Raw genomic sequence first — 21,190 nt, forward strand, 5'->3', positions numbered from 1 at the left:
TAAAAAGAGGAAATAAGGAAACAGAAGATACTGACAGCAGGCCGATGCCTGCAAGGGGAGGGAAATAAAGACAGCGAAGCCCAGAGCTCGCCGCCTCTATTAAAAACGGATTAAAAACTGATTGAAAACTTAAAGACTAAAAACCTAAAAAGCCCCACATCGAGCAACCCTCAAACCACGACCCGATCACAAGAGACACTCAGCGATCCACCATGACTCTTCACCGAAATATCAACAGAATCAATGCGCCACAAGCCATTAATGGAAGAATCAAAACCCGAGACCTCTAAACGACCCTCAGCGGCTATATCGATAAGATCGAGCGAAAGCGCAGCCGTCGCCGTGAACGACTCTTTACCACCCTCAGATGCTCTAAGATGGGCTTTTGCAGCGGCTTTAGCCTCAGATTTAGTCGTGTAGGTGTAAGCTAGGGTAAACACAGGCTCACCCGCACCCACTTCCACATTGCCGGCCACGCCTTTTGAGTCATCGCTATAACTCGCTGTCACACGCTTAACCCCTTTCGCTGATCAGGGTTAGCCTCTAACACATCCACAAAGCGGCTCTCATCGCCATATTCATGCCAGCAAATGCGATCTAGCACATCACCCTCAAGCGTTATGTAAGTTCGCGCCATAAAACGTTAACTCCAGTGTAAATGCTTGCCTGCGCGCAGCGCCGCCGGCGACAAAACGGGTGCCCACCTCTTCGGCATTTGTCACCACCCAATAACCCATGACCTCACCGGTGCTGGCTACCCATCAATAGCCGTTTAACTCGTGGCACTTGCAATAATATAAAAATCTGGCATCTTGTCGCTGGTAAGGTAAAGATATGGACTCGCAGTTCTATCTCTTATCATGACGTTATAGACTTCGCGTTTGAATCCAGAGGGTTTTTTACTGCCTAAATATCTAGGATGATTTAAAAATGCAAAACACCGCACCACCCATCTTTTTATTTTTTAGTCGATAAAATAAAACTCAGCTTAACCGCTATAAATCACTATACCCCTCTGCTTTTATATCGCACCCATTCACAGAGCCCGCATTTTCGCACACACACGGACGCGTCAATTTAAGCGTTTGCTGCCTCATCTAACACACAAATATTGAATAAACCAGAGGCTTTATGCGCGCCCTAATCACTGCACTACTATTCATATTACCTGGCCCGCTTGTCGGTGCTGCACAACAGTCACTAAAACCGCCACAGTCTTTTAGTCAAGCTAAGCGAATAGCAAGGCAAATTTACCAAGATCACCCCACGAGTTTTTATTGTAATTGCGCGATTACCTGGAACGGTAGAAAAGGAACACCCGATTTAAAAGCCTGCCAATACAAAGTAAGAAAACAACAAAAGCGCGCCAACCGTATCGAGTGGGAGCATCTAGTTCCCGCCTCGCAACTGGGTAATCAATTACAATGTTGGCAAAACGGCGGGCGTAAAAACAAGTGCTAAATTTCGTAAAATGGAAGCCGACCTTCATAATTTAGTCCCCGCTATTGGTGAGGTCAATGGCGATCGCAGTAATTATAATTTTAGCGAATGGAACGGCAAAGCCACTCAATATGGGCAATGCCAAATGATTGCCGATTTTAAACAACGACAAGTTCAACCGCCCGAGCACACTCGTGGCATGATTTCTCGCACTTATCAATACATGGCAGAGGTGTATCATTTAACGCTCTCTTCGCAACAACAAAAACTACTGCGAGCCTGGGATATTATGTACCCGCCATCACAATGGGAATGCCATAGAAACGAAAAAATCACTCAACAAACTGGCAGCTATAACCATCACACTAAGGCCAGGTGTGCAAACCCATAATTTACGGATACGGCCATACGCTCTTCATATGGCCGTTAAACTCACGCCTCAATTAACCGCTAAAATAATACCTAAAACCATCAATAATGCTATTTTTTTAAATGTGTATTATTAGGCTTTAGATAATGACACTCTAAATGCTTTTTACTTTAATGGGGACTCGGCTAAATTAATGCCGGTAACAGCCACTTGCTTTGTTGACTGGCATTAATTTAGCTGTATGCCTTAACGGCCAGTTCAATCACATGTTATATGCTGTTTTGCGCGGCTTAGGCTAAACCCTACATCTTTAATGTCAATATCCAATGCACCCTCAGTATCCAAACCAAACGGTATATCAACTTTGCTCATATCGGCGCGCTCGCGTGTAAAGCAATTTAAATCAACAGTGAGCCGCTGCCATTGATTGTGCGGTAAAGCGGCTAGCGCTTGAGTGATATCGACAGGAGTTGCGGCTAAATGCCCGCTGGCAATAATCGCGTTAACAGGTAAATTAGGTGCCTGCTTAATCCGCACCGTTAACTCAAGGGCTGCGCCATAGGCGTATTGCAATAAAAAGTCGTTATCGGGGCGACCATTGCGTAATACGACGCGGCCAAAACCCTTGCCGCTCCACTGCAGTGCCACACCCGCTTCACCGTTTAAGGGCTGGGCTTTAATGTTTTCCATCGCGACTGGCGCATCAATAACTTTACGTGCTAATGATTTTTTTTCTAAGGCAAAAAACCAGTCATGCGAGGCCAAATTAGCCGCCTGATATGCTGGGCGCTTAGCCCCCATTAAACAGCCATAAGACCCAGCTTGCGTGCTTTCGGGCAATGGCCGCCAAGGTTTGATATGAGAGTCATAGCCTAAACCAAAACCAACAGCATATAAGGGTTTAGCACCTGCTTCGCCTTGGTTAATGACCGCATCACACACGCCTGCTGGCCATGAAAACGGCAACTTACCGGTAAAGTTATACTGCACTTTACCGTGTTTATCGCTGAGCAATACATCGGCTATACCTTGGCCTTCGGTGCCGGGCAGCCAAGCCGCTACAAAAGCATCGGCGGCATTTAATTCTTTATTCACCCACAAAGGACGGCCACTTAAAAACACCGCGACCGTTGGAATACCGCGTGCTTTTAAGACTTTGAGCTGTTGTAGTGCAATTTTATTGTGTTGCTGAAACTCTAGCGTATCAAGGTTTTGAATATCGCCGTACATTTCAGCATAAGGGCGCTCACCAAATACCACAATAGCGGCATCCACATCACCCACCGCTTGCGCGCTATCGCTGTAACTTACTCGCCCGCCAGCCGCTTGAATAGCCGATTGTAAACCCTGGTAAATATGACTAGCTCCTGGGAACATAGCATTGGGAATGTCAGTTGCCTGCCACGTAACAGACCAACCACCCGCTTGGGTGGCAATACTTTTTGCCGCCTTACCTACTACAGCAATGCGCTGCGTGGGGTTGAGTGGTAAAACATGATTATTTTTTAATAACACCAACGACTCGCGTACCGCTTGGCGCGCTAACGCGCGGTGCTTACTATCACCAATAATCTCGCTCATCGCCGTCACTTGACGCTGCTTGGGGCTAGCTTTTTGCCATAAACGGGCGCGCATTTTAACCCGCAAAATACGCGCTACCGCATCATCAATACGTGCCTGTGTAATATCACCGGCGCGCACTTGCGCTAAAGTATTGGCATAAAAGGCCTGCCAATCGGGCGCGTAAGGAATCATAAATAAGTCGATACCGGCATTGACCGCCTGCGGGCAATTATCAATTCGACAGCCTTCAATATGCGCCATTCCTTGCCAGTCACTCACCACAATACCGTCAAAATTTAAACGCCCTTTGAGCACATCGGTTAACAAGTAAGTATTGCCGTGCGAATGCACACCTTGCCACCAGCTATAACTGGCCATTACCGTTTGCACACCCGCCTCAATAGCCGAAATATAACCGGGTAAATGCGTTTTAATCAGCTCGGCTTCATCACCGAGGGTATGACCTTGGTCATCACCTAATGCGGTACCACCATCACCAATAAAATGCTTAGCAGTCGCTAGCACTCGCCGATCGGATAAAAAATCTTGTGTGTCCGCTGCACCTTGCAAACCGCGTACAGTAGCGGCCCCCAAGCTAGCCACTAATGCGGGGTTTTCTGAAAAGCTTTCGTACGTTCTACCCCATCGGTCATCGCGTGCAACTGCCACGGTAGGCGCAAAGTTCCAGTCAATACCCGATACTGCCACTTCTAATGCGGTTGCTTTGGCAATTTCCTCAACAAGATCAGCATTACCGGTCGCACCTAAAGCAATATTGTGAGGATATAACGTAGCACCTTTTAAATTACCGTGACCGTGCACGGCATCGGTACCCCAAAGTAATGGGATAGCCACTTTGCCCGCCTCGGGTTTCATGGCCGCTTGATACAACATCTCGGCATAGGCTGCCCACTCGCCTACCGAAGCGTCGGGGTTTTTATTCGGTGGCTGGCCACCCCCATTTAACACTGAGCCTATACGGTATTGTGTGATATCTTCGGGTGTCACATGCGCCAAATCCACTTGAATCATTTGGGCAACTTTTTGCTCAAGACTTAATTGGCTTAATAGCTCTTTAACGCGCGCCTCTATGACAGGGTCTTTTTTAACACCGGGGGTCACCGCTGGCCACTGTGTCAGCGCACGGGTAACAGGCTCTGCACGTGCCCCATCAGTCTCTATTGATTGGCAGCCAAGTACACTAGCCGCTGCCATGACCACAGTTACAGAGCTGAATAATTTTATCGCTTTCATATCTCTACTCGTATTATTATTGTTACTATTTAGAGGTTATTTTTTGGTTAGAGGGTATTTTTTGGGTCTTTAAGCACTGAGCGTTAACGTTTAAGGTTTTTGGCATGCTGAGTCATTAAGCGGATCGTTGAGGTATCATCAGCATAGACCGAGTTTAAACCTTGCTCTTCTTGTGGTGGGTCACCAACAAATTGGTTATCGCCTGCGCGCCATCGGTAATCGCTATGCTGCGCTTTACCAAAACCACCCCACGCCCATATATTACTGCCCACTAACGGGCCACCTGCGGCGCTATTGCGCTCTATTTCATCATAAACCAGCGCATAAAAATCATCGCGGTAGGTGGTGGCTACTGCCGGGTCAAAACTGCCAGCATCGCGTTCTAAACCAAATTCCTCTAATACCGCCGGTAGACCCAAGGTATTGGCAAATCCAACATGCTGCTTAATATAAGCGCGAGCTGTTTTTTGGGCGGTCTCAAAAGTAGCCTCGGGATTAGCCGCATCATACCAACCCCAATTTTTCATCCATAAGTGAAAGGTCATATAATCAATGCCTGTCTCTTTATGAGAATCCATCACACATTGAACGCTTTCTAGGCAGCCCATCGTGCCTTCTGAGCCTAGCGAAACCAGTTGGTGAGGCGCTTGTGATTTAATTAAGTCCGACGTTTTTTTGATCCAATCGTAATAACTGGGCAAATAAGGTGTGCTGTGGCTTTTATGCCCTGGGCGTGGCTCATTGGCGAGCTGCCAAGCCATAATGGTTGGATCGTCACGATACGCCTCGCCCGAAATAAGATTAACCCTTGAGGTTATCATTTTTACATAATCATGAAATAACGCGATAGCCGCAGGCTCGCGATAAAATTGCGAAGTAAATATCGGAAAGGCCGGCCACGGAGTTGCCGCATCACTGGGGTCAACAATTTGGCCATCTTTAACCCACGATAAATAAGTGGCCATACCACCTGACCACTCCCAGAAATTATTAAGATAAATAACTGCACGCATATTGCGCTTGCGCATCTCGACCAATAAAAAGTCTAAGCCCAGTAAAATATCATCGCGCTGAATATTGCCTCGATCATTAATGGCTGGGTTAATCGCATCGCGTAATATTGATTTTTCAGAGGCGCCTAATACGCGAATATTCGTTACCCCCATTGCACTTAAAAAATCAAGCTCTTTAATTAAGCGCGTACGGTCACCAATATCAGCTTTTGGAGAGCCTAGATAAGCCCCATACCACATATTGACACCCACATAACGATAAGGCTGCCCGGCAACAAAAAATTGATTGCCCTGCACACGAACAAACGCATCACTGCCTTGCGCTTGAAGAGTGTCGGCGTTGCGCGACTGTGCACAGCCCACCGCCCATAGCGCAAAAGCAATCAATGCACTGCGCATAAAAAAATTCGACATATTATTATCCTAATTGATTGGGCGGACAATCACACCGCTATACGCTAACGATGAGACTAACATTTAAGCAATATACTAAACATGCCTTATTTAGTATATTCGCCGAGCGCACAATTTAACAAGAAAACTTAGATGCCATTGCAATATTCAAGCTGTGCACCTTGTATAGGCCCACAAATAGCGTCTTACACAAATAGCCGGCAGTTAGTAGAATAGGCATACAATAAATACTCAACACTAAACATAAAGCTCACGGGTATACTCACTCGCTTTTGCCCTAGAGCTCACAAAATAAAATTTATACGCTAGCCATAGAAGCAGGTATTGGACCCAATCCAGTATTTGCACCTCATAAGGATCGATACAATGATGAGAATACTGATAATTAATATGCGTCTATGTGTTGGTATAGCACTGTACTTAAGCACGCATATCGCATCGGCAGAGTTTTCGCATTTTATTAGTCGCGATGGGCATCGGTTACTCAACGGCAACCAAGAATTTCGATTTGCTGGTATACACGCCCCCGAGTTGCATCGCATTGAAAATGACGCGGCAGGCACCTGCTCACAAGACCCAAGAGGTTGGGGTCAGTATTTTCAGTGGCCCACAGCCGATGAACAAGAAAACTGGATAAAAGCCCTCGTGCGTACCGGCCACAAAGCCATGCGCATTTATGTTTTGTCGGTGGCAACGCCCTACGATAAAGCCTGCAAAAGAGAAACCCACATTTTACCCCCCGCAACCCCAAACGGTATGCCAAGGCTCAATGAGAATGCAATGGTTGTTTACGACCGTATGATTGCCCTAGCCGAAAAACACCACTTACGCCTAATACTGCCCTTTATTGATCATTGGGAATGGTGGGGCGGGCGCAAACAACTGGCTGCCTTTTATCAGGAAACAGCCGAAGACTTTTACGACACTCAGAGTAAAACCTACCAAGCGTATTTACATATTATTCGCACTGTTATTAACCGCAAAAACACATTAACTGGGCGTTTGTATTCACAAGAAAAAGCGATTATGGCTTGGGAAACCGGTAACGAGCTCCGCCACTCCAACGCGGCTTTTGTTCAGCAAACAGCCGCGGTCATTAAGCACAATGCGCCGCAGCAATTGGTCATCGACGGTACTTATTTAACAATATTACCCTCCTCGCTTGACGACCCCAATATCGATATTATTTCTAATCATTTTTACACGACAAATAACAACAATAACCCCGAGCAAATAGAGCATGACCTTAAAGCAATTAACGGTAAAAAAGTGTATTTTATTGGTGAATATGGGCTCAAAGATGCGGCCAGCCTAGATGCCATTATGCAAAAGGCAGTGCACTATGACTATAACGGCGCGCGTGCAGCTGGCGCGTTTATTTGGGGTTTTCGTGGGCATAGGCATCACGGCGGCTTTTATTGGCATAAAGAATATACCGGCCATTACAGCTACCGCTTACCCGGCTTTACCGAAGGTGACTCTAATGAAGAGCGCCTAGTTATTGATTTAGTACGTCAAGCACAGGCGCAGTTAGATGGACGCAGTGTCGCGCAGCCACTGCCCGTGCCTGAGCCCCCAATACTGCGCAATATAACAACAACCGGCGCCATTACATGGATGGGCTCGCCCGTTGGCCAACACTATCGTATTGAGCGCAGTCTCAAAAATCCGTTGTGGCAAGTATGGCAACCATGGGGGCCTTGGGTCACTATAGGGCGTCATATCAGTGACGGCCAGCAGAGCTTTAACCCCAATATAGACACGCTATTTATTGATACACTGATCGCGCAAAACCCGTTAAGCCGCGCGATTTATCGCTACCGCATTTTTGCGGCTAATACATCTGGCGAGTCGCCAGCCTCAAATATTATTAAAACCCAACAGCATCAGTATGAATAGGAGCTAGTTGGCACTGAGTGACTTCAAGGGCTAGCGTTAATAATTGTCAAAAGTACGTGATAGTAGCTCTTTAGGCGCTCTTTTTTTAAAAACGGCGCCAATAAAAAGCAAACGGTCCTCTAATTATCAATAAAAGGCTAGGCAGTATCGATTCAGCCGCTAGAATGCACAGTTTTTTAGCTTGGATACCTAATGCCAAACATCCCCAGAACGCTCAAAGACCTTCCCTCCCCTAAAGAGCATTGGCTCAAAGGTAGCCTTGGGCAGTTTAAACCGGATGAAATTCACACCTATTTTTACACCCATGCCAAAGCACTCGGCGACATGTACAAAATTCGTCTACTCAATAAACCCGTGGTGGTGGTCTCTAATGCCGCTGTGGTATTTGATATCCTTAAACAGCGGCCCTCACGCTATCGGCGAGCCAAATCAATTGCGTTGACCTACAAAAATGCGCGTATTCACGGTGCTTTTTCAAGCGAAGGAGAACAATGGAGAAATTATCGCCAACTATTAGCACCGGCATTTAAGCCTAAATACATCGCGCGAATGCTGCCTATTATTCAGAAATCAGTCATGCGTTTTGTAGCGCATATCGAGCAAGCACCGCAACCGCTTGATATACAAGTCCCGCTGCAGCGACTAATTGTTGATATCACCTCTGAGTTAGCTTTGGGTTACGATATAAACTCCCTCAGCAACCCCGACAACCAACTGCAAGACCACCTTAATATTATTTTTGAGCATCTCAGCCACGCCAATACTCCGCCGGCCTTTTATTCCCGTCTTGTCCAGCCTTGCCCCAAAACACTAGCAATCTCTTTAGCCTATGTGCGCAAAAACATCTTATCGTTGATTCGCACCACCAAAAGCCAGCTCACCCCCGAGCACGCACCCAACACGATTTTAGAGGCTTTATTACTCGCCAAAGATGAGCAAGGCCAAACGTTTAGTGAAGACATGATTTACCGCAACATTATTTCCTTACTCAGTGCAGGTGAAGATACCACCGCCAGCACTGTCGCTTGGGCGGTTTACTATCTCGCCAAAAACCCCAGCGTGCAACAAAGCCTGCGCAATGAAATTACTGCCAACTACCCACAAAAAGGGACGCTGCAATGGCAAGATTTAGAAAACTTTCCATTGACACTAGGGGCATGCCAAGAGGCACTGCGCTTAGCACCAGCCATTCCCTTTTTGTTGCTAGAGCCGTTAGGCGATGAGGTCATCAATGGGGTCTATGTTTCTAAGGGCACCACAGTAGCCGTCCTTTTAGCATCAGACAATCACAATGCTTCGCTTTTTAAAGACAGCGAGCAATTTCACCCCAACCGCTGGCCAGCTTTTACTGACGAGCAAAAAAAGCAAGCGAGCATAGCACTCAGCCCCTTTGGTGGCGGCCCGCGCTTGTGCCCTGGCATGCAACTCTCGCTCATCAAACAAAAGGTTATTCTTATTGAATTGCTTAAGCATTATACTCTCACACTCGACAGTACAGTGCCCGTCACCAGCCATTATCGCCTAGCTGCTGCGCCATCGCATTTAAAGGTTAAAACAGCAAAGGTCGCGACAACACGTGTGGCACCACCACTTGCCATCAAAACCGCTAATGCCCTAGCGTCAAAGACACATCAGACCCAAGCGCTGGAGCATCATGCCGATAACCAAACACCACACGCCATTGATTAACTTGAAAATAATCAACCGCACTTAGAAAAGCGCACCTGAGAATAAGGTGCGTCATACTCAGTGCTCACACTCAACGACTCAATAACTGACGGCTCATATCCAATAAGTTACCCACACACAGTATGGGGTCGTAGTTTTTTAGGCGATCGATAGCGTGCGCGCCATAATCAACCGCAATACGCGGCATATTAATCGCCTGCGCCATGGCCATATCAAATTCTGTATCTCCTACCATAATCGCATGCTCAGCAATACTACGATGCTCTTGCAATAACTCATTGAGCATTTGAGGGTCCGGTTTTGAGGCAGTCTCATCGGCGGTGCGGGTTGCGTTAAAAAAGCCCTCAAGCCGCAGTTGCCTTAATACACGGTTTAAACCTTGGCGACTTTTGCCCGTCGCAATACCCAGTGCCACACCAGCATCACGTAACTGCTCTAAGGCTTCACGGGCGCCAGGGTAAAACCCAGGCACCTCACAATCGGCAACATAATGTTGACTATAGGCCTGTGCCAAAGCCTGAATACCTGCGTTATTTAACGTCGGATAAAGCTCGGCCACTGCCTTGGGCAAACTTAAACCAATAATCTCTTTAATTTGTGCAGGTGCCAATGTAGGCAAATTCAGAGAACGCCCCGCCTGCTGTACACAGCGCACAATTTTGCCCGTCGAATCGCTCACGGTGCCATCCCAATCAAAAATAACGAACATCAAACGCCTCCAAGCCCATTTTTTTTAAGGGTGCTGCTATTTCTGTCGGCAGATCGGCCATGACGCTGACCGGCGTCTTATCGGCGAGTGTCAGGTCTAAATTGTGCGCGTGTAAGCACAAACGCTTAAAACCCTGGCCACGCATTGCTTTATTGAGCTCTGGCGGCGTGTATTTATCGTCGCCCACTAGCGGGTGACCAGCATGCAATGCATGCACCCTAATTTGATGCGTACGACCGGTTAACGGCTTCGCCGCAATTAAAGTGCAGCCTTCAAAATACTGAATCACTTTAAAATGCGTCACCGAAGCCTTACCCTCATCATGAACACGCACCACCCGCTCGCCATTAGGGTACTCGCACCGCTTCAGCGGCACGTCAACCACCGTCATATGCTTTGGCCAATGACCATTCACGACCGCTAAATAACGCTTCTGGATAACACCTTTATGCCGTAGGGCCTCTTGTAGGTGTTTTAATACGCTACGCTTGCGCGCCACCATCACGCAACCAGAGGTATCTCTATCTAGCCGATGCACCAACTCCAAAAATGGTGCCTTATACGCTTGACGCAATGCTTCAATAAGCCCAATATTAATTCCGCTGCCGCCGTGTACAGCAAGTCCAGAGGGCTTATTAATAATCAACAGGCCCTTATCATCATGTATAACGGCTTTATCCAGCGTATTAATCAGCCCTTGTGAAGGCGTCACGGTTACAGTCTCTGTCACGCGAATAGGCGGTACGCGGACTATATCGCCACTTTCAAGCTTACGATCGGGCTTAGCACGCCCCTTATTGACCCGCACTTCCCCCTTGCGAATGACACGATAAATCATGGATTTAGGTACGCCCTTTAAGCGTGCCAACAAAAAATTATCGAGCCTTTGGCCCGCATAATCTTCGGGTACTTCTATCAACCTGACTTCACTCATGCTCTATGCCCTAAAATGCACCAGTGCGGTTTCTCTGGCGCAAAAAAAAACCATTTTACACGCATTGCAACCCGCTTAAAAATATAAGCCATGATTAAAGTGGCAAGATATTTGAAAGGCTGAAAACCAAGTGCTACACTCATACGGCTGTCACACTGCTAGGGCAGTATTTTTTAGCGCATATCTATGCCTACCTAGTAGACCGATTGAGTGGCCAGCACATAACAGATTTAACCATACAAAGACAGGCAACCCACCCGTTAACTCTCTCGAGTTATCACCGCACTATGAGCATGACATCCATAGCGCCGTGATTCACAACCAGAATTAACCCGTGCGCGCGCCAACGCGATGGTGTTAAGTATTTAAAGCATGCTGACTCCGGTAAAGCTTTACTACCCTCTAGCACCATCAGCCTACTTAATACTGAGGCAAAAAATAACGGCGCTAATAAAACGACGGCCAATCCAAAAGCCCTAGACTAACCGCCATAAAAAGAAACATTAAGCACTAAACAACGCACAAAATCGTGCGAGTAGTTTTTGTTAGCTTGCGAGCCATTATCCGCAAACTAACCAATTTTGAGGCCAAACCTTAAAACACTGACCTTAAAATACTGATGAATAACGCAGTGCGCAGCCAAATGCTTCGCATTGATAAGCAAACAAGCATTGCCTTAGCTCACATTAGCTAAACAACCGAGCATACTGGCTTTAACGGCCTGCACACTCGAAACCAACGGCAACTACACAAGGTTAACGCGCTAACAGACGGCGCCAAAACCCTAGGAAACCCGCGCCAATAACGCGACGTCCGACGCTTGAGCTTCACACTGCCAAGGCCTCAATACGCGCCTAGCTCATCGGCTACTTGCCTGCTATTTGTGCTTTGCATTAGGCTAATGCAAAGAGAATACACATCATGAAAAGAATGCTGATTAATGCCAGTCAACCCGAAGAAGTCCGCGTCGCCCTTGTCGACGGCCAGTGGCTCTACGACTTAGATATCGAAAATCAACAGCGCGAGCAAAAAAAATCTAACGTTTATAAAGGTAAGATCACCCGCGTAGAACCCAGCTTAGAAGCTGCTTTTGTCGACTATGGTGCCGAGCGCCACGGCTTTTTACCCCTAAAAGAAATTGCTCGCGAATACTTTACCGGCGACGGCAAAGGTAACGAGCGCGGCCGCATCAAAGAATTTGTCAAAGAAGGCACAGAAGTTATTGTGCAAGTAGATAAAGAGGAGCGCGGCAATAAAGGCGCTGCACTCACGACGTTTGTCAGCTTGGCCGGCCGCTATCTTGTACTTATGCCCAATAACCCTCGTGGCGGTGGCATTTCTCGTCGCATTGATGGTGAAGATCGCAGCCAACTTAAAGATGCGCTCAGCACGCTTGATATTCCAAAAGGGATGAGTCTTATTGTACGTACCGCCGGCGTTGGCCGGAGCGCCATTGACCTGCAAAACGACTTTAACTACCTCGTACGCGTATGGCAATCTATCGCCGACGCCTCTAAAACCGTTAAAGCGCCTGAGTTTTTGTTTCAAGAGAGCAACGTTATCATTCGCGCCATTCGCGACTACTTGCGCCCCGACATTGGCGAAGTCGTCGTTGATACCAAAGCCGATTTTGAGCGCGCCCTTGAATTTGTGCAGCAGGTTATGCCGCAAGAAAAACACAAAATCAAGCACTATCACGAAGAGGTTCCCCTCTTTAATCGCTTTCAAATCGAAGGGCAAATTGAAACCGCCTTTGAACGCGAGGTAAAGCTCCCTTCAGGCGGCTCTATTGTCATTGACCCCACAGAAGCACTCGTGTCTATCGACATCAACTCGGCACGCGCCACCAAAGGCGGCGATATCGAAGAAACCGCGCTAGCCACCAACCTAGAAGCTGCCGACGAAATTGCGCGCCAAATGCGCCTTCGTGATATTGGTGGACTCGTGGTTATCGATTTTATTGATATGCACCCCGATCGCAACCGCCGCGAAGTTGAAAACCGCATGCGCGATGCACTCAGCATGGACCGTGCACGCGTACAAATTGGTAAAATTTCGCGCTTTGGCTTACTCGAGATGTCGCGTCAACGCTTGCGACCATCACTTGAAGAAACCACCTCAAAAATGTGCCCGCGCTGTACTGGACAAGGCACCATTCGCAGCACCCGCTCACTGGCGCTATCAATTTTACGCATTGTCGAAGAAGAAGCCAAAAAAGAGCGCAGTGCCGAAATTCGCACCGTTGTGCCTGTTCCTGTGGCCACCTATCTGCTCAACGAGAAACGTACCGCAATTAGCAATATAGAAACACGCCATAAAACGCGCGTAGTGATTTTGCCAAATGAGCAAATGGTCACGCCACACTACGATGTACAGCGTATTCGCGATGACGAAACCGATAGCCAGCAAAGCTATAAAATCGACCTTCCCAACCCGCAGGCCGAGGAAATTGCCAACGAAGCTAAAAAAGAAAATTTTGTCGCCAAAAAGCCACTAGTGACGCAAGTGTCTCCGCCACCGCAAGTTGAAGAGCCTACCAGCAAACCAACAAAGACCAAAAAAGCTGGGCCAAACATGCTGTCAAAATTGATTGCACTGGTTACCAACTTGTTCAAGAGCACGCCGGAAGAGCCTAAAAAAGAAGAAAAAACAGGCCATAAAAAGCATCGTAATCCAGGCTCAGGTAACCGCCGCCCACGCAACAACAACCGTAACCAACGCAACGGCCGACGCGATCAACGCCAAAACAGCGCCGAGTCTGATGAGATTGTTGACAATCTTAATGGCGACAACTTTTATCAAGAGTCAGAAAAAACTCAGGGTAACCGGGATGATTCACGCGGCGAAAACACACGCGGTACACGCGGTAAAAATCGCAATCGTCGCAACGGCAACAACCAAAATCGCCATCAAAACCGCGATGATAATACTGAACAAGCGAGCGAGAATACAGAGACAAGCCGCAACGAAAATCAACCACCTAAGCGCCCTAACAACCGTCGCGCACGTCCGCAAGAGCGCAAGCGCGGCAATGTGCCACAACCCTCTGAAGAGGCGCTAAACAGCCAGGTCAATGAGGCAATTGATGCTGCTGAAGGCCAAATCCAACCCGCTACTGCACCATCACAACCAAACGATGAAAGCGAGCGCCCAGCACGTAAGCGTCGTACACGTGGAGGTCGCGGCCGCAGAGACCGCACCAACGATACCGAGAGCAATGCGGAGCAATCAGGCACCCCTCAAGAAGGTAATAGCACAACAAATACATCTAAAGAGCAGGCCCAGACCAAGGTTCAAACAGAGCCAAAAGCTCATGCTGAAGCCAAAAATCGGCCCGAAGCTAAAAAGCAAGCTCAACCGCCGACTCAATCACAAACAGAGGCCAAATCGCCAGTTGCCGTAAAAGAGACACCCGCCAAAGCGCGTAAATCGGATACTACAGCACCTGAAGAAGCCCCTAGAGCGCAAACGGAATCTGCCAAAAAAGCGGAGGCGGCACTCAGTGAGGCGCTTAGCTTACTCGACCCGCAACCCAAAGCCGCGCACACTCTACCCGCCGATGCAACCGAGCATGCTCAAGCGACAGAAAGCACTCAAGCGACAGAAAGCGCCCAACCATTAAGCGCAACGCAAGAGTCAGTATCGGCAGCGGCACCAACAGCTGACACAGATACAGCAACGACGGCATCAACCACTTCTGCCTCAGCCACTAAGGTGCCAGAGACACCAATAAAAGAGGCACCAACGACAGAGGCTGCCGTAGCCGTATCGACAACATCGGCACAAACGCCCAAGGCACAACCCGCGCTAGACACTGCACCAGTAGACGCAGTATCCGAACCGACGTTAAGCTCGCAAAATACCCAAGCGGAAAAGCCTCAGATAGCGATCGATAAGCCTGTTTATGTCCGCGCCAACAACGACCCAAGGAAAAACCCTAACCCGGTCAATGTGAACGTAACGACTGTCGCTGCGAATATCATCAAAGGGCTACCTCTTGATACCGCCTTAGATGCTAATATTGCGCGTAACCCTCGTCCGCTCGCACGCGCAAGTAACGATCCTCGCGGTCAGTTAGCGAGCACTGAGAGCGAAGCTTAACTTGGCACCGGCTGCAATTCAGGCACGATCAAATGCCTTACCTGTCTGCGTTGCAGCCAAATGTTATATCTTTTGATCATTATTAAAAAATAATTAACTTTTTAGAATCAAGCGCTTGCGCAACACCAAAAAGAATGTAGAATGCGCGTCATTCCGGAGAGGTGGCTGAGTGGTCGAAAGCGGCGGTCTTGAAAACCGTTGAGTGTTAAAGCTCCCAGGGTTCGAATCCCTGCCTCTCCGCCATATTGCTGCACTTAGTGCACAAAAAAGCTGCTTTACGCAGCTTTTTTTTCGTCTATTAAAATCTCGCACACATAAACAGCACGCAACCAAAGTGGGCACCAAAGCGAATCATGTACTCGGTGAGACCACCAACTCCCCCCCCCAATAAGTCACCACCCAATAGACGCAAGCTGAACGCTACCCTCCGTATAGGGATACGCAAACATCAATGCCGCAAGAATATACATTCGATAAAAACGACCAAGAAGAACTCCCCAGAGGAGCTGCCGAGCACACCGATAAATTACCCGAAGGTAACTAAGTACCCGCAGGCGGCTTAAACCGCACAACAGCCGCACAACAAGAGTTTATGAGCCCCCCTTCAATAATCACTTTTATTTTTCTTCTTTACTATCAAAGGGTTGCGTATTCCCAAAAAGAATGTAGAATGCCCACCATTACGGAGAGGTGGCTGAGTGGTCGAAAGCGGCGGTCTTGAAAACCGTTGAGTGTTAAAGCTCCCAGGGTTCGAATCCCTGCCTCTCCGCCATAATAGTAAAAAGGTTGCCTTGAGCAGCCTTTTTTTTCGCCCGTCAAAAAGCCCCGCACAAACCGCACCCACACAACCCAATGTAATAAATGTAACGACACCGCATACTTTACACACTTTATGCAGGGCGACGCGTATTATAGCCACCAATATGCATGAGCAATATGCATGGTAAAGGACGCCATTTATAGCGCATGAACCGCCGCAATACATCACACCATCAGAAAATAGAGACGCGTCGCATTGGCCCACCCGCCATGCATTATTAATTGCCTCAGCATTGACTCATCGCAATTTAAGCACTCGAATACGATCGACATGAGAGTTTTATGGATATTGCCTTCAAAATAATAGCCCTACAATTATCTTGGGCCAGCTGCCTGGGCATTTACTTATCATCAGCACAACAGCGACTGATCGGCCAGCCGTTACCGACTAAAGCGGCTGGCCTATGCTTTATTGTGACCGCCACGCTCGCCTTTAGCTTACTATCATTCAACCATCACAGCTTAATGGCCTTTATTATTTTATTGGGTATCTGGATGATGAACTTAATTATTCTGGCGCTATTGCCGCCTCATCGCCCCAATCTAAAAAAAGTCTTTATCGTCGGTAGTGCCATCTCCTTACTCGTATCACTATTAGGAGACCCGCATGTGGTTTAGAACGCTACTCGCTGTGTTTTTAGCGGGCGCACTCAACAGCTCATTAATGCTTAATGTCGCCTTATTAACCCCTATCGAGCGAGCAAACTACGCCTTATTAAGCTTTGTTGGTGGCTTTATTTTATGGTCGGCCTTAGCCACTGTTTTTTATTGCTACATCAATTTAAAACAGCTACTTATCATTGCCTTACCGACACTACTGGCATCGGCCAGCCTTAATACCTTTTTTGCCCTGAGGATGCCATCATGAAACCAGAGACACTTCGCAACGCAGTAGATGCTCACGGCTGGCTTGGGCTTCTTATCTCTATCCCGCTCTTTATTATTTTTTGGACTGGCGCCATGACACTATTTCATCCCGAAGTAGATCACTGGGCAGCAATGCCGCAATTCCCCCTCCCTCAAAACGCACCACAAGTTCCTTTAACCCCGCTGATCAATAAACACATTGAAACGATGCACTTTGATAATAGCCGCAGGCTTTTTATCAGCCCTCCATCCGATCACCACCCCTACCTCAATGTTTATATCCCAGTGATCGAGAGGGCAGCCAGTTCACATAATAGCCACACAGGCACAGCCACCAAAAACGCTCCTCTTAAACCGCGCTATGAAGCTTTAATTATTGACCCCGCCACTGGCAACACTCTCGCCAATAACTCACCATTCCAATTAGCGGGTTTTTTAAATGAAATGCACTTTACGCTAAAGCTCCCTCAAGGCCGCTATCTAGTAGGCATCGTATGCTTTTTTTGTATGGTGATACTATTGACTGGTCTCGTCATTCAGTTTAAAAAAATAATCCGTCACTTTTTTTTATATCGCACTCAAGGTACTCAACGACACCACACTAATGATTTCCATAATGTAATTGGCGTAATCAGCCTACCCTACGGAATTATGTACGCGCTAACAGGGCTCATGTTTAACCTTGGTATTGTCTTTGAAATCCCCACACTTAAAGTACTCTATCAAGGCGATACCGCAGCTATGACTCGTGACTCGGGGTATACCAAGAGCATACCTGAGCCTGCAAATATTGCGTACCCCATGCCAAGTATTGACGCTATAGCCCAGCAAATAGCGCGCGATAACAACGGCAGTATTCACTCTATTCGCCTACACAATTACAATGACGAAAATGCAACTTTTCAATTTTTTGGTGTGCGTGACGACGGCTTCACCGAAAAAATTAACGCCAACTACCATGTCAAAGAGCAAACTTATGACACTCAAGACGAGAATAATAATTTTTCTAATAATGTCGATTTATTATTAAGCTTGCATATGGCTGATTTTGCAGGTTTAGACTTGCGCTTTATCTATTTTGTTTTAGCCATCGCGGTTTGCGCAATGATTGTTGCTGGCAACCTACTCTGGATTATTAAACGACAAAAAAGAGCTCATTACCCCAAAATACTGGCTTTAACGCGCGCACTCACATTAGGCGGCTGCATGGGTATCATTGTGGCAACTGCCGCCGCTTTCATGCTTGAACGCCTACTACCAGTAACCATGGCCGATCGCGCAGATTACGTAGTACTGAGCTTTTACCTTACTTTATTGGCGTGTATCATTATTGGCTTTTTAAATACTCATCCGCTTAAAATAATCCATCATGCTTGCCTAGCCTGCGCCAGTATTTGCCTGTTTATTGTACTACTGGATATCACAACAACCCAAACCGATCTTATTCAGCTATGGCGCGCAGGCTACCCTCAGCCCTTTGGCGTATCTTTTAGTATTTTAATCACCGCACTTACACTCATATTTTGCGCAAAAAAAATTCGAGATACAGCGCCTGAAATTAGCCAGAACACTCATCATAATAGCTATGCAATATACAAAAAAAGTATCACAAAAAGCCTTTAGCGCCAGCGCGTAAAACATAACTATTTAACCAAGCTGAAACAATTCACCTGACAAGAGTGCTGATGGATTATTGCCTGGGCATTTGATCGCTAAGTCTTGCAGAGAAAGAAGGGTGAGATGGTATAAGAGAAACTGTCGAGAACCTTAATCGAGGGCGCAGCCAACTGCCGCTGCCGAGAGAGCCTTTATCGTGCACCCAATAACACCAGCTATTAAATCATCGCCGCTGATTAACAGGCAAAAAAAGCCGCATACACAGACGCGGCTAAAGAGTGGCAGGATAAAGCAATAAAGACTAACTAAAACTGATAACCCAGACTAAGGCGTATATCGCGGCCTACGTCATATTGCCCGCGCAAGCGCTCCCAACCTGCATTTTCACTGTAATCTTCAACAGCTGCATGACTTAAGTATTGCTCGTTAAATGCATTTCTGAGCACTAAGTTCAGCGTTAATGATTCATCCTCTAACGGGCTCCAATTAATAGAAAAATCGTGCACCGTATAGCCAGGCTTAACAACCGTTAGCGACTCACCACCGACATATTGCGTTTGCTTAATGTCATCAATTTTTTGCACAGACTCAATCGTCCAGCCCAGTTTTACGTTTTGAGTTACATCCCAAAAAGCATTTAATACCAGCGTATCCCCGACATTATTAAACTTCCCAGCCCATAAATAGCGTGTTGCTTTTTCGCCATCCACGGTGGTTTCTGCGCTCAAGTAACTCGCGCTGATACCCGCAACCGCTCCTTGGTAGCCCACATCTAACGAGTAACCCTCAGTTTCCATATCGCCATCAAGATTGGCAATAATTTTACCCCAAGGCGCAACACTGATTGGGCCTCCAATAGGGTTGACCCAACCATCATTGCCATCAGCAGTCGGTGATGAGGCAATAATTGCATCCGAAATAATGGTACTAAAAAAACCTAATGCCGAAGTAAAGCCGCTGCGCTGATACTCAATGGCAAACTCAGTATTGGTTGAACTTTCAGCCTGAAGACCTGACTCATACCCTCTGACAGAAACCGCCTTATAAGGGTCGGAGGCCTCAACACCGCGCAAGGCTTCTGCGTAGCCTGCACTGACTGACAAGCCATCAGCGATAATATAGTTAGCACTTAAATTCAGTGAAACACCGCTATCATCGAAAGTCATTCCGTCATTATTTGTAAAATCATATTCGTCGTAGCGAGCACCGCCTGACAACGTCAAAGACTCATTCATTAGAGTGAGGATGTCTTGAATATATAAACCTGTAACGCCACCACTTTCATTTGAAAAGCTCGGGTACTGTATCCACTGGTTAGACTCTGAGTTGAATTCTTGATAGTCATCAGCAAATATGGCTTTATCATCGCGGTAGTTAATGCCGTAAATCACGGTATTGCTTGCAAACTGGCTTGTATTTTGAAGGTTTAAACCCGTACTTTTCGTCCTGCCTACGCCTGTACCCATGTCACCGCCATAGCCACGCTGCTGAAGGCTTTTAGTGGTGTAAGCCGTCATTTTAAAATTCACAAGATCATTGTCAGCTGGCAGCCACGCATAGTTCAACGTTGAGGTTTTGCGCGTAATTTTGGTGGCACTAAAATCAGTTTCGTTGGCACCACTACCAATCGTCCATTCGGTTTTATAAGGTAAGTCGCCTTGTTCTTCGATACTTTCGTAGCTCATTGATAAATTTTGCGACGGCGATATATCAAAGACCGCTTTAGCAAATCCCAAAGACTGCTCCGAGGCTGTCCCTAAAATATCATTACCGTCACCATCTTTTAAGGTATTGCGATTAGAGCTGCCTACACTCAACATACCGCTAAACACTTCGCCGGCCTGCCCTAACATCGTAGCGCTTAACTTGCCGCCATCACCATTCGAAAAATGACTACTGCGAACCAAGCCGCCCAACTGATTATCACTGGTGAGTAAATCACTCGGATCTTTCGTCGTAAAGTGAACCGAGCCTCCCAGCGCACCGGGGCCTGCCGTTGCACTGCCGGGGCCTGCTTCAATTTCTACACGCTTTAATAACTGAGGGTCCAAAGCAATACGGCCAGAATGGTGGAATACACCATTTGTTTGATCAGCGCCATCAATCGAGATATTTAAAGCGTCTTCACCAATATTGCGAACAACAATTTTTTGCCCCGCACTGACCGCGCCACCAGCACTAATAACCGGATCAACACGGAACATATCGGCCATATCCAAGGCAATCATTCCTTCAATGGCATCAGCGGTAATCTCAGAATCGAGACCACCGGTGGCATAACCCGTAACAACAACCATTTCCATGCGCGATGAGGACGTTTCTTCATCTTTTTGGGGGCTCTCGGCAATAGCGTGGCCGCTTAATACAGCAACAGCTATTGCCAGAGGTGTGGAACGAAAGAGATTACGAGGGTGTAGATTAACCATTACTTCAAACTCCATAATTAGCCTTAAAGAAAATGAGAATTATTCCCATTAAAGAGGCTAAGTAAAGAATTGTTG

At 47.2% G+C, this 21,190-nt stretch carries 15 protein-coding genes, 2 tRNA genes and 1 pseudogene; 10 read left to right on the plus strand and 8 right to left on the minus strand.

Going from position 1 to position 21,190, the window contains the following annotated elements; translation table 11 throughout:
• Positions 1–170: 170 nt before the first annotated feature.
• Genes AC438_RS01145 through AC438_RS16460 form a run of 3 tightly spaced genes read right to left on the minus strand, consistent with a single transcriptional unit; the run spans position 171 to position 737 of the window.
• The gene (locus tag AC438_RS01145) at positions 171–509 is read right to left on the minus strand and encodes a hypothetical protein (RefSeq protein ID WP_053979453.1); all 339 of its coding nucleotides are present in this window, start codon (positions 507–509) and stop codon (positions 171–173) included.
• Positions 506–637, minus strand: a complete 132-nt coding sequence (locus AC438_RS16455; RefSeq protein WP_082353844.1) for a tail protein X — start codon at positions 635–637, stop codon at positions 506–508. The genes AC438_RS01145 and AC438_RS16455 overlap by 4 nt, the downstream gene beginning before the upstream one ends.
• Positions 612–737 (minus strand): hypothetical protein, encoded by a 126-nt coding sequence (locus tag AC438_RS16460; protein WP_082353847.1) that lies wholly within the window; start codon positions 735–737, stop codon positions 612–614. The genes AC438_RS16455 and AC438_RS16460 overlap by 26 nt, the downstream gene beginning before the upstream one ends.
• A 394-nt stretch (positions 738–1,131) precedes the next feature.
• Here AC438_RS16460 and AC438_RS17300 point away from each other — a divergent pair, with 394 nt between their 5' ends.
• Positions 1,132–1,461 (plus strand): HNH endonuclease family protein, encoded by a 330-nt coding sequence (locus AC438_RS17300; RefSeq protein ID WP_274377600.1) that lies wholly within the window; start codon positions 1,132–1,134, stop codon positions 1,459–1,461.
• A gap of 10 nt (positions 1,462–1,471) precedes the next feature.
• On the plus strand, positions 1,472–1,831 hold the full coding sequence (locus AC438_RS17305) for an endonuclease I family protein (RefSeq protein ID WP_274377601.1): 360 nt from the start codon (positions 1,472–1,474) through the stop codon (positions 1,829–1,831).
• A 237-nt stretch (positions 1,832–2,068) separates the two neighbouring features.
• Here AC438_RS17305 and AC438_RS01155 read toward each other — a convergent pair whose 3' ends face one another.
• Both AC438_RS01155 and AC438_RS01160 read right to left on the minus strand, forming a co-directional pair.
• Positions 2,069–4,627, minus strand: coding sequence for a glycoside hydrolase family 3 protein (locus tag AC438_RS01155; RefSeq protein ID WP_082353850.1), 2,559 nt, complete (start codon positions 4,625–4,627; stop codon positions 2,069–2,071).
• A gap of 83 nt (positions 4,628–4,710) precedes the next feature.
• Positions 4,711–6,054 (minus strand): glycoside hydrolase 5 family protein, encoded by a 1,344-nt coding sequence (locus tag AC438_RS01160; RefSeq protein ID WP_053979455.1) that lies wholly within the window; start codon positions 6,052–6,054, stop codon positions 4,711–4,713.
• A gap of 390 nt (positions 6,055–6,444) precedes the next feature.
• On the opposite strand from AC438_RS01160, the gene AC438_RS01165 reads away from it, so the two are divergent.
• Positions 6,445–7,953 (plus strand): glycoside hydrolase 5 family protein, encoded by a 1,509-nt coding sequence (locus tag AC438_RS01165; RefSeq protein WP_053979586.1) that lies wholly within the window; start codon positions 6,445–6,447, stop codon positions 7,951–7,953.
• Between the two features lie 192 nt (positions 7,954–8,145).
• Positions 8,146–9,642, plus strand: coding sequence for a cytochrome P450 (locus AC438_RS01170; protein ID WP_053979456.1), 1,497 nt, complete (start codon positions 8,146–8,148; stop codon positions 9,640–9,642).
• 70 nt (positions 9,643–9,712) lie between these two features.
• Here the strand turns inward: AC438_RS01170 and AC438_RS01175 are convergent, their stop codons facing one another.
• Complete coding sequence (locus tag AC438_RS01175; RefSeq protein ID WP_053979457.1) at positions 9,713–10,351, minus strand: HAD family hydrolase; 639 nt, start codon at positions 10,349–10,351, stop codon at positions 9,713–9,715.
• Positions 10,335–11,285 carry an RluA family pseudouridine synthase gene (locus AC438_RS01180; protein WP_053979458.1) on the minus strand — a complete coding sequence of 317 codons (951 nt, stop codon included), beginning with the start codon at positions 11,283–11,285 and terminating at the stop codon, positions 10,335–10,337. The genes AC438_RS01175 and AC438_RS01180 overlap by 17 nt, the downstream gene beginning before the upstream one ends.
• 921 nt (positions 11,286–12,206) lie before the next feature.
• Here AC438_RS01180 and AC438_RS01190 point away from each other — a divergent pair.
• The 6 genes and pseudogenes from AC438_RS01190 to AC438_RS01215 all read left to right on the plus strand — a co-directional run.
• The gene (locus AC438_RS01190; RefSeq protein ID WP_053979460.1) at positions 12,207–15,386 is read left to right on the plus strand and encodes an Rne/Rng family ribonuclease; all 3,180 of its coding nucleotides are present in this window, start codon (positions 12,207–12,209) and stop codon (positions 15,384–15,386) included.
• Positions 15,387–15,541: 155 nt separating this feature from the next.
• Positions 15,542–15,629: transfer RNA gene (locus AC438_RS01195), tRNA-Ser, on the plus strand.
• A 441-nt stretch (positions 15,630–16,070) separates the two neighbouring features.
• Positions 16,071–16,158: transfer RNA gene (locus AC438_RS01200), tRNA-Ser, on the plus strand.
• Between the two features lie 329 nt (positions 16,159–16,487).
• Positions 16,488–16,823: a hypothetical protein gene (locus AC438_RS01205; RefSeq protein WP_053979461.1), complete on the plus strand. Its 336-nt coding sequence runs from the start codon at positions 16,488–16,490 to the stop codon at positions 16,821–16,823.
• Complete coding sequence (locus tag AC438_RS01210) at positions 16,813–17,073, plus strand: hypothetical protein (protein ID WP_053979462.1); 261 nt, start codon at positions 16,813–16,815, stop codon at positions 17,071–17,073. The genes AC438_RS01205 and AC438_RS01210 overlap by 11 nt, the downstream gene beginning before the upstream one ends.
• A pseudogene (locus AC438_RS01215) lies at positions 17,070–18,200 on the plus strand (PepSY-associated TM helix domain-containing protein); the annotation flags it as partial. The gene AC438_RS01210 and the pseudogene AC438_RS01215, both read left to right, overlap by 4 nt.
• Positions 18,201–18,994: 794 nt before the next feature.
• Here AC438_RS01215 and AC438_RS01220 read toward each other — a convergent pair.
• Positions 18,995–21,130 (minus strand): TonB-dependent receptor domain-containing protein, encoded by a 2,136-nt coding sequence (locus tag AC438_RS01220; protein ID WP_053979464.1) that lies wholly within the window; start codon positions 21,128–21,130, stop codon positions 18,995–18,997.
• Positions 21,131–21,190: the final 60 nt, after the last annotated feature.

The organism is Marinagarivorans algicola, from assembly GCF_001292705.1.
GTDB classification, from domain to species: Bacteria; Pseudomonadota; Gammaproteobacteria; order Pseudomonadales; family Cellvibrionaceae; genus Marinagarivorans; species Marinagarivorans algicola.

What these genes read in the sequence shown, in the direction of transcription:
- AC438_RS01170 (WP_053979456.1), top strand. Translation starts at nt 8,146, where the DNA reads ATGCCAAACATCCCCAGAACGCTCAAAGACCTTCCCTCCCCTAAAGAG.
- AC438_RS01155 (WP_082353850.1), bottom strand. Translation starts at nt 4,627, where the DNA reads ATGAAAGCGATAAAATTATTCAGCTCTGTAACTGTGGTCATGGCAGCG.
- AC438_RS01220 (WP_053979464.1), bottom strand. Translation starts at nt 21,130, where the DNA reads ATGGAGTTTGAAGTAATGGTTAATCTACACCCTCGTAATCTCTTTCGT.
- AC438_RS01190 (WP_053979460.1), top strand. Translation starts at nt 12,207, where the DNA reads ATGAAAAGAATGCTGATTAATGCCAGTCAACCCGAAGAAGTCCGCGTC.
- AC438_RS01175 (WP_053979457.1), bottom strand. Translation starts at nt 10,351, where the DNA reads ATGTTCGTTATTTTTGATTGGGATGGCACCGTGAGCGATTCGACGGGC.
- AC438_RS16455 (WP_082353844.1), bottom strand. Translation starts at nt 637, where the DNA reads ATGGCGCGAACTTACATAACGCTTGAGGGTGATGTGCTAGATCGCATT.
- AC438_RS01160 (WP_053979455.1), bottom strand. Translation starts at nt 6,054, where the DNA reads ATGTCGAATTTTTTTATGCGCAGTGCATTGATTGCTTTTGCGCTATGG.
- AC438_RS01180 (WP_053979458.1), bottom strand. Translation starts at nt 11,285, where the DNA reads ATGAGTGAAGTCAGGTTGATAGAAGTACCCGAAGATTATGCGGGCCAA.
- AC438_RS01165 (WP_053979586.1), top strand. Translation starts at nt 6,445, where the DNA reads ATGCGTCTATGTGTTGGTATAGCACTGTACTTAAGCACGCATATCGCA.
- AC438_RS01210 (WP_053979462.1), top strand. Translation starts at nt 16,813, where the DNA reads ATGTGGTTTAGAACGCTACTCGCTGTGTTTTTAGCGGGCGCACTCAAC.
- AC438_RS01205 (WP_053979461.1), top strand. Translation starts at nt 16,488, where the DNA reads ATGGATATTGCCTTCAAAATAATAGCCCTACAATTATCTTGGGCCAGC.
- AC438_RS17305 (WP_274377601.1), top strand. Translation starts at nt 1,472, where the DNA reads ATGGAAGCCGACCTTCATAATTTAGTCCCCGCTATTGGTGAGGTCAAT.
- AC438_RS16460 (WP_082353847.1), bottom strand. Translation starts at nt 737, where the DNA reads ATGGGTTATTGGGTGGTGACAAATGCCGAAGAGGTGGGCACCCGTTTT.
- AC438_RS17300 (WP_274377600.1), top strand. Translation starts at nt 1,132, where the DNA reads ATGCGCGCCCTAATCACTGCACTACTATTCATATTACCTGGCCCGCTT.